The 8784-nt window shown below is 44.5% G+C and carries 10 protein-coding genes; 5 read left to right on the top strand and 5 right to left on the bottom strand.

The window, feature by feature from the left end:
• From FP827_08805 to FP827_08785, 5 genes are all read left to right on the top strand, one after another.
• Positions 1-1113: DUF1926 domain-containing protein (locus FP827_08805; protein MBA3053163.1), on the top strand; the 1113-nt coding region annotated here is incomplete at its 5' end.
• Between the two features lie 59 nt (positions 1114-1172).
• Positions 1173-1430, top strand: coding sequence for a phosphohydrolase (locus tag FP827_08800; protein ID MBA3053162.1), 258 nt, complete (start codon positions 1173-1175; stop codon positions 1428-1430).
• A 104-nt stretch (positions 1431-1534) separates the two neighbouring features.
• The gene (locus tag FP827_08795; GenBank protein MBA3053161.1) at positions 1535-2548 is read left to right on the top strand and encodes a hypothetical protein; all 1014 of its coding nucleotides are present in this window, start codon (positions 1535-1537) and stop codon (positions 2546-2548) included.
• Positions 2545-4020, top strand: coding sequence for a bifunctional phosphoribosylaminoimidazolecarboxamide formyltransferase/IMP cyclohydrolase (gene purH / locus FP827_08790; GenBank protein ID MBA3053160.1), 1476 nt, complete (start codon positions 2545-2547; stop codon positions 4018-4020). Before FP827_08795 ends, purH begins: the two co-directional genes overlap by 4 nt.
• A gap of 57 nt (positions 4021-4077) precedes the next feature.
• Positions 4078-4926 (top strand): histone deacetylase, encoded by an 849-nt coding sequence (locus FP827_08785; GenBank protein MBA3053159.1) that lies wholly within the window; start codon positions 4078-4080, stop codon positions 4924-4926.
• A 791-nt stretch (positions 4927-5717) separates the two neighbouring features.
• Here the strand turns inward: FP827_08785 and FP827_08780 are convergent.
• The 5 genes from FP827_08780 to FP827_08760 form a co-directional block, all read right to left on the bottom strand.
• Positions 5718-5993 (bottom strand): helix-turn-helix transcriptional regulator, encoded by a 276-nt coding sequence (locus tag FP827_08780; protein MBA3053158.1) that lies wholly within the window; start codon positions 5991-5993, stop codon positions 5718-5720.
• On the bottom strand, positions 5990-6340 hold the full coding sequence (locus FP827_08775; protein MBA3053157.1) for a type II toxin-antitoxin system RelE/ParE family toxin: 351 nt from the start codon (positions 6338-6340) through the stop codon (positions 5990-5992). Before FP827_08775 ends, FP827_08780 begins: the two co-directional genes overlap by 4 nt.
• Before the next feature lie 248 nt (positions 6341-6588).
• Positions 6589-7143 carry a DUF3786 domain-containing protein gene (locus tag FP827_08770; protein ID MBA3053156.1) on the bottom strand — a complete coding sequence of 185 codons (555 nt, stop codon included), beginning with the start codon at positions 7141-7143 and terminating at the stop codon, positions 6589-6591.
• On the bottom strand, positions 7133-7579 hold the full coding sequence (locus tag FP827_08765; GenBank protein MBA3053155.1) for an MOSC domain-containing protein: 447 nt from the start codon (positions 7577-7579) through the stop codon (positions 7133-7135). Before FP827_08765 ends, FP827_08770 begins: the two co-directional genes overlap by 11 nt.
• Positions 7573-8784: molybdopterin molybdotransferase MoeA (locus FP827_08760; GenBank protein MBA3053154.1), on the bottom strand; the 1212-nt coding region annotated here is incomplete at its 5' end. The genes FP827_08760 and FP827_08765, both read right to left, overlap by 7 nt.

Here is an 8784-nt window from a genome sequence, read left to right as displayed (position 1 = left end):
GTAAAATATCCCGAAAGCAACAGTATGCATAAGAAAATGCTGAAGCTGTCCAGAGATATAAAAGAATTTGAAGAGCATCCTGATTTTCAAAAAATGCAGAAACATCTTTTCAGAGGGCAATGCAACTGCGCTTACTGGCACGGTGTTTTCGGAGGCGTTTACATAAAACATCTCCGGCAGGCCCTGTTCCATGAACTGCTTCAGTGTGAGAAGCTTCTTCATCAGGCGCAGGGCGGCGGGATTTCAATATGCCAGGACGATACTATTTTTTACGGTCAGAACGAAATCCAGGCGACATCAGACAGGTATAGTATTCACTTACACCCTGTTATAGGCGCGAATGTTTCTGAATTTTCAGAATTCAGGACATGTCACAATATGGGTTTTGTAATGCGCAGGCGCAGGGAAGTTTACCACAATGTCGTGTCAGAAACCACCTTAACCAAAGAAGATAAATCGCCATCCCGTGAAGATAGCAAAATACCCGAAAAACAGGCCATCATAGACTGGTATGACAGATCATCTTTCATAATGCATTTCTTTCATCCTGATACAAAGATAAATGATTTGAAAAAATGCACTTACGGCGAACAGGGTGATTTCATTAACCAGGAATTTGATTTGACAGTGGATAGTGATAAGAAAAAGATTACCTGTGTCCGCAACGGCCATGTATGGCAGAGGGAGGGAGCGCTTGGTATAAGGGTCACCAAGATTTTTGAATTTCCTGAATCAGATGAGTTCGTTTTCAAGTGGACGATAGAAAATACATCTGATACTATTGCGCATCTTGTGCCCGGTATTGAGATGAATATTCTTCCCTCCAATGAGCAGACCTCAAAATTCAGGATAGCGGAAAAAGAGGTCTCCTGCAGCGGGTTGTTTGAGGGAAAAGGAAACGAAGTTATACTTGACGACAAGGAATACAACTTGAAGATGAAGTACTCCTGCGGAGAAGAATACAGGATATGGAGTTTTCCTGTTAATTCTGTCTGCCGGTTTGAAACGGGATTCACTGATGTATTTCAGGGAGTTTCTCTTACTTTTTTAAAAACCGTTAACCTCAAACCGGGGGCAGGCGTAAGCGGTATTATGAAAATAATTGCCGAATAAGGAGTGAAAGGATTACTGATTGTACAAATAATCCGAAATTCTGTTAAGGAGATTATTCTATGCATAGATGTCCGGGGACAGACCCGCGGTTTCTGAAAGTGGAAGTGCACAAGTGTCAGTGCGGATATGAGGTGGAAATATTTTCCGATGAAGTCAAAGTAAAATGCCCTAAATGCAAAAAGGATGTTTTCCGCGAGAATACGCCCTCATGCATTGACTGGTGCAAATTTTCAAGGGAGTGCCTGGGCGAGAAACGCTGGCGGGAGATAAAGAAAGCAATGGACACCGGTCAGCATAAGCGGAAAAAACAGGATTGAATTCCTGTTAGTCACCTGCCTGTTCCCATATGGAATTTACTGCATTGCCTTGTGCGGTTTCCTTTTTTTTAATAACATTATCGCGTGCCAAGGGGCCGTATTATATGAATGAACATAAAAAAGCAGAATCCGCTATACTGACGACAGGAATAGGCAGTCTGCCTTTCACTACAGTTGCGGAAGCGGTAAACTTCATAAAAGGATTCGACATACCGTTCTGGCCGCAGCTGCCGAAAATAACATACATGGAAAACATGTATATACAGTACGCGGAAGGTCTGCCTTTTTCCGTGATTGACAGTGAAAAACAAAACATACATTTCAAACTGGACTCTCCCGATGCCGGCGAGCTGGAAGATTTTTATGAAAAAGTTTTAGGCGAAGACCTGGATTATTTCGCGATTTCAAAAGATAGAGCGGCCGCCCTCCACGCGATCCTGGAAGATCCCCTGCCTGTCAAAGCGATCAAAGGACAGATCGTCGGGCCTGTTTCGTTCGGGCTGACGGTCACCGACGAAAATAAAAAACCCGTCTTCTACCACGATGTCTTCAAGGAAATACTGGTCAAAGGACTGACCCTTAAAGCCCGGTGGATGATAAGGGAATTAAAAAAGGCATACGGCAAAGTTTATCTGTTCATTGACGAACCCTATCTCTCGCAAATAGGCAGCGCTTTTGTCACTCTTGACCCGGAGGAAGTAAAAGCCTTTTTAAAGGAAATGCTGGATGAGATCAACAAGGAAGCGGTTTCGGGCATACACTGCTGCGGAGAAACAGACTGGAGCCTTCTGCTCGACCTTCCCTTTAAAATATTGAGTTTTGATTCCTATAATTATTCTCTGCTCCCTTTCGCCGGAAAACTGAATAACTTCCTGGAAAACGGCGGACAGATATTGTTCGGCGCTGTTCCCGCTGAAAAATTAATATCACAACTGTCCGCGGATGAGATAAAGAAAAAAATTGACACGGAAATGGAAGTCCTTGTAAAGGCGGGGGTCAACGGTGAACTGCTTATGAAAAATATGATGTTTTCTCCTTCCTGCGGGCTGGCGACGCTGGGGCCGGATCAGCTCAGCGCGGTGATGAAGATGCTTAACCACCTTAAATCCGGATTATGAAAAGAGCAAAAATGCGCGCGCTGATCAGTGTCACCGATAAAAGCGGTCTAGATGTATTCTGCAGGGGATTGAAGAAAAACGGCTGGGAGCTTGTCGCCTCCGGCGGCACCGCCGCTTACCTGCGTTCAAAAAACATTCCCGTCAAGGATTTGAGCCGGGTAACCGGCTTCGTTAAAATGCTGGGCGGCAGGGTAAAGACCCTTCACCCCATGGTTTTCGGCGGGATCCTTGCAAGGGCTGAAGACAAAGCGGATATAAAGAAATTCAAGCTGCCCCTCATAGATATGGTGGTAACAAACTTCTACACACTTAAGAAAGGGCCCGGCTTCATAGAGACAATAGACGTCGGCGGCCTTTCTCTCCTGAGAGCGGCGGCGAAAAACAATAAACGTGTACTCCCTGTCTGCGACACTGAAGATTATCCTGCGGTTTTGAAAGCTATAGAGTCCGGGCACATAGATGATGAACTGAAAAAATATCTGGTGGTAAAATCATTTGACCTCTGTACCCGCTACAATGCGCGTATCGTAGACATATTGTCCCCGGCAAAGGATTTTCCCGAATATATGTCGCTCCCGCTAAAGAAGATGATGGCCTTGAGATACGGCGAAAATCCGCACCAGAAAGCGGCCTTCTATTCGGACGGCTCATTCCCGGGAAAGATTCTTCAGGGCAAACCTCTTTCATACAACAACATTCTGGATATGGAAGCCGCGATACTTCCGGTAATCAGGTTCTCCGGGGGTGGATGCGTTATAATAAAACACACGAACCCCTGCGGCGCGGCAATAAATAAATTTCAGGATAAGGCGTATAAAGACGCCCTTGACTGCGACCCCGTCAGCGCTTTCGGAGGTATCGTCTCATTTAACAGGAAAGTCACTAAAAAGACGGCTGCCCGGCTTGTGAAACACTTCTTTGAAGTGATCTGCGCCCCCGATTTTGATAAGGGCGCGCGCAAAGTCCTGAGTAAAAAAAAGAATCTGATACTTTTCAAATACCGGAAATGGGACTCAAAACTTGCGGTAAAGCGGGCGCTCGGCGGCTATCTCGTCCAGGAAATGAAATTTCCCGCGATCAGGTTCAACGAAGTCACCGGTAAACTCACGAAATCCGAAAAAGCAGATGTCGCGTTCGGTCTTCAGGTGGTATTTCAGGCCGCATCCAACTCTTCGCTCGTGGTTAAAGACGGAAAAACCATAGGTATCGGGCCGGGTCAGTGCTGCAGGATTGAATCCGTGAAACTCGCCGTGGACAGGGCAAAGAAGAACACCCGCGGGAACCTGAAAGGAGCGGTAATGGTCTCAGACGGGTTCTTCCCTTTTGATGATTCTGTCCGTGCCGCCGCTAAAGCCGGAATAAAAGTTGTCGCGGCCCCCTCAGGTTCTATAAAAGACAGCCTCGTGGCCGCAACCGCAAAAAAACTCGGCGTTAAACTCGCATTCATAAACCACCGGCTCTTCCGCCACTAATTCAAAACCGAAAGAAATATATTTTTATTAAATAAAATGAACAAGAAAAATCTTAAAATAAAAATAATTTATGACGAAAGTTGTATGGGATATAATTCTCCCGGGCACCCTGAAAGACCTGAAAGAATAAGAGGTGTCCATTCCCTTCTTGAAAAAGAAGGATTCAGCTTTATAACTCCTGAGCCCGCCGGAGATTCAGATATTCTCCTTGCCCACTCGGAAAAGTTGCTGAAATCTGTTAAAAACGGGGATTTCTACGAGCCCGATACGCCGTGTTATGACAATATTTATAATTTTGCCCTTCTTTCGTGCGGGGCCGCAATACAGGCGTCGGAGCTTGCCGCTTCCGGTTCAAATGCTTTCTCACTTATGAGGCCGCCGGGACACCACGCAACGCGAAACAATCTTATGGGCTTCTGCTATTTCAATAGTATAGCTATTGCCGCACTGCGCCTTTGTAAGAAAAAGAAAATTGCTATTGTTGATTTTGACTGTCACCACGGAAACGGTACAGAAGATATTCTGCAGGAAAAAGAAAATTGCCTGTATGTCTCATTGCACCAGAGTCCGTGTTACCCGGGAACCGGCGCTGAGTCCCGCGGAAATATCAGGAATTTTCCCCTCCCTCCCGGAACCGGCGGAGAAGTTTATATACATGCGCTTGAAAGAGCTCTTCAGGAGGTTGGGCAGTTTGACCCTGATTATATAGGCGTTTCAGCCGGATTTGATGCATACAAAGGTGACCCGCTAACGGATATGGCTTTAACAAAAGATGACTTTCAAAAAACCGGAGAACTCATAAAAAAACTGAACAAGCCCGTTTTCTCTGTCCTTGAAGGCGGATATTCCACAGATCTGCCTGAACTCGTTCTAGCTTATCTTACCGGCCTCGGTTCTGGTCTGTAGGGGCAACGGCATGCCTTGCCCGTTCTCTGCATTTACTTGTAGCGGTCGAATTACTATTCGACTGTTTGTATCTGTAGTTGCAGACCCTCGGTCTGCCTTTCTTCTGTAGCGGTCGCCGGCCTGCCGGTAGGCAGGAATTGTTCATCCCGTAAATTTCTTCATTCTCAAAGAGAATGATACGGAGCTATACGATTCTTATAGTTTTAGGAAATAGTTTTAAAAAATGTTGCTATATCTCCAAGCAAGAGCAACGCTGTAGTTAAATTCTCTCTTTGTATGTTTTACTAGGCAAAATGGAATGAAGGAAGGAAAAAATAACAACTAGCTATACAAACGGCTATTAAAATTTCTATGAAAATAAATAAGTTATATAGAGTTATACACAAAACCTTATCTTTAATCCAAAAGTTAAATATACACCCTATAATAGTTATTGCCGTAACTATAAAAGGAAATAGCAAAGATATACTTATCTTTGCGCAAATTGGTAAATCAGTACCAAAACTCGAGAATACTTCACTATAGGCGTTGCGAATGATTATTGTTAGCCAAACCGATGCGATTGATATTATTAGAAATATTATAAAACTAACACGTGTACAAATATGTGTTATTTTAGATTTATTTTCAGATAAATATTTTTCAATATTATACATCTTTGATTATACCTTTCTATCCGCTTAATTCAAAGCTGTAATGTTTCCATATTGTTTCCATATTTGTTGAAAACCGTAACAATAATCAGGATTGTGAAATACTACCAACTTACAACGACATGGTTTCATTTTTTCTTAGGTGACTTCCAGTCTGAGATGTTTGCCGAGTGCGTGTATAAACTTCTCAATAGTTGAAAGCTTGATATCCTCAGCGTGATTTTCGATTCTGGATATAGCTGTTTTTTTCGTGTGAAGCCTGATGGCGAGTTCTTCCTGTGTAACACCAACTTCTTCCCTTGCCCGCTTAAGCATCACTCCAATTTTGAACTGTTCATATCCTGCGTCGAACTCACTTGCGAATTCAGGATCTCGTGCTTTCCGTTTCTTAATGTACTTCTGCAGGTCACTCATTTCTTTTTCCTCCCCAAATAGTCCCGTTTTCTTTTTTCGGCAAGCTGAATTGCTTGCCGTGGGGTCTTTGGCGTTTTTTTCTGAAAGGCGTGAGCCAAGACCAGTAAATTTAGTCCGTCAAAGAATCCAACAAAGCGAAAAATATTCGAACCCGCCTTGACTCGGACTTCCCACAAATCATCAGTATTCGTCATCTTCCGAAAGTATTCGGAGGGAACGATATCCAAGTCTTCGACAAGTTTCAAAACCCAAGCGGCTTTCTGTGCCTGCTTGGATGACAATGTGTTTAAAAACTCATCAATGGGGTTCCGTCCCGCCGATGTTTCGTAGAATACAATTTCTCTTATCATGTTTATATGTTAACACACAAGTTAACGTGTGTCAAATTTGTAAAAGATGTCAGTTGTTCCTTTTTTTCGATCCATGACTAAACTTCATAAAAAATTATTTTTCCTAATTCTTTCTACAAAATCACGTTGAAATCTGTCGGGAGATTTACAGTTTAGAAGGTTGCTCATTCTTACAATTAACCGGTCAATCTCCGCGCATTTTTCATCTGGGGTCACTTAATAACCATGCTTGTCAATTACTGCTGCTATTTGATTTTTGAGGCGACGAGGCCGGCGAGGACCGCGGCGTCTTCCGTAGCGAATATATTCTTTATGCTCCTGTCAAAGAGAACGCTGGCTTCGGCCGGGAATTCATCGTCCTGACCGAATACAGTGATAAGAACGGGCACACCTTCAAGGGGATATATTTTTATAGAACAATCTCCGGCTGATTCGTTGCTGGCGCCGAGCCTGTCAATACTTAAAAGAAGCCCTTCGGGATTCGCCCCGTATTTTCTGATCACCGGTTCCACCGCTCGTTTTCTGAAAGCCGGATAATATATTTCCCCTCCGTCCATTTCCTTAAAAGAGATCCATTTACCCGTTTCTTCCGGCAGGCCTTCAATTTTTTTTATTAAATAATGTAAAATGAGCACTGCGATAAAATCGGGGACGATTTTTCCGCTATCCGCGTCTGTCAGCGTCCTCTTCTCAATATCAGCAACATATTCATCAGCAAAAAAACCGACGGACACATTGTTTATGTCCGAGATCTCGCCTAATCTGTTATAAGCTTTATCCAGAGCCGCATTATACCCCATCAAGAACCTCTACTGCATCTCCGATCTTCAAACCGCCGCCTTTAATAACTTCCGCGAATATTCCGAGTTTTGACAACCGGCAATCCTCAACGGAATCATAGAGGCCGCAGGGTTTCCTGCAGATCTTTCCGGTCTGCGTGATTTTTAAAACCGCATCCCCCGCTTTCAGATTTGTCCCCGGTGTCAAATCCGAAAACGCAACGCCCGAGACCATAAGATTCTCTCCGAAACCGGCGCAGCCTATTTTAACGCCGTCTCTTTTCAGTTTATCAAGACTCTCTTTTATGAAAAGACTGACCTGCCTCTCTCCCGGGCCGCCGTGAATATCCCCCTCAAAACCGTAATTTTCCCTCAGATATCCCTCCACCCTGTTCTCCTTCACCCCTTTCCTTACGCTTATACGGATGGATATTATTTTTCCGTTTTTCTCTACCATAACAATATATCCACGATGCTTCGTTTTTCCAGACTCCTGATATTGGCATCCACAACCATGAATGCGTTTGCCTTTGCAAGAGAATAGATGTCCGCTGAACCGCTGTATCCTTTAACCGGGTAAACCGAGTAGCCGTTTGCTTTTTCAACAACTTTAACAGGATAGAAATGTTTTCTGCCGGGATGCTGACTGAAGTCACTCTTGAGCTCTCCTTTCCTGAATTCCGTTTCGGGAGTTTTTCCTGACATTTTTTCCAGCGCGGGTTTTATAAACAGCAAAAATGAAACAAAAGTTGAAACCGGATTTCCCGGCGTACCCATAACATAAGTATTCCCTCTTTGACCGAAATAAACAGGCTTGCCCGGTTTCATACAGACACCGTGGACTATCTGTTTCACCTTGCATTTTCCCAGTATACCGGGTACAAAGTCGTAATCCCCGGCCGACACGCCGCCCGTTATAATAAGAAAATCTTTTTCCAGGCCTTTCCTTACTAATTTTTCCAGACTCCCCTTCCGGTCGGCGGCAATACCCAGGTATTCAACTTTTACATTTAATCCATTCAGCAGGCTCATGAGCATTGCTCTGTTGCTGTTATATATTTCTCCCTTTTTAAGCGTCCCTCCCGGCTCCGTTAATTCATCGCCGGTGTTGAGAACCGCTACGCAGGGTTTTCTGAAAACCTTTATTTTATCTCTTCCCAGTCCTGAAGCTATCGCGATTTCCGGCCCCCTTATAAGAGTTCCTTTTTCAAGAGCAGCTGTCCCCTTCCTTACATCCTCGCCTTTGAGACAGATATTACTTCCCTTTTCAACTCCTGTTAATATTTCAACTGCGCTTGTGCCCGTAAGTGCGCCGGTATTAACGGGCTTCCTGTTCTTTTCAATTTCACAGACGGAACAGGGATGGCCGCAGGAAGAGCGCGTGTCCTCTACCATGACAACACAGTCCGCGCCCGTTGGAACGGGCGCGCCCGTCATTATTTTAATACACTCGCCCCTTCGTATTTTGTTTTTACTGGAATCGCCGGCTTTAATAATACCCTTGCATTTCAGCCTCACAGGAGTTTTACTCAAGTCTCCGGAATGCGCGGCATAACCGTCCATCGCGGACTTGTTGAACGGAGGGAAATCGTATCCCGATTTCAGGTCTTCGGCAAGGATATGCCCGAGCGCTACGTCAACCCCGGACGATACCGCGCCGAG

The sequence above is a fragment of the Candidatus Omnitrophota bacterium genome, from assembly GCA_013791745.1.
GTDB lineage: Bacteria > CG03 > CG03 > CG03 > CG03 > CG03.
This window is presented reverse-complemented; position numbering and strand designations above follow the sequence as displayed.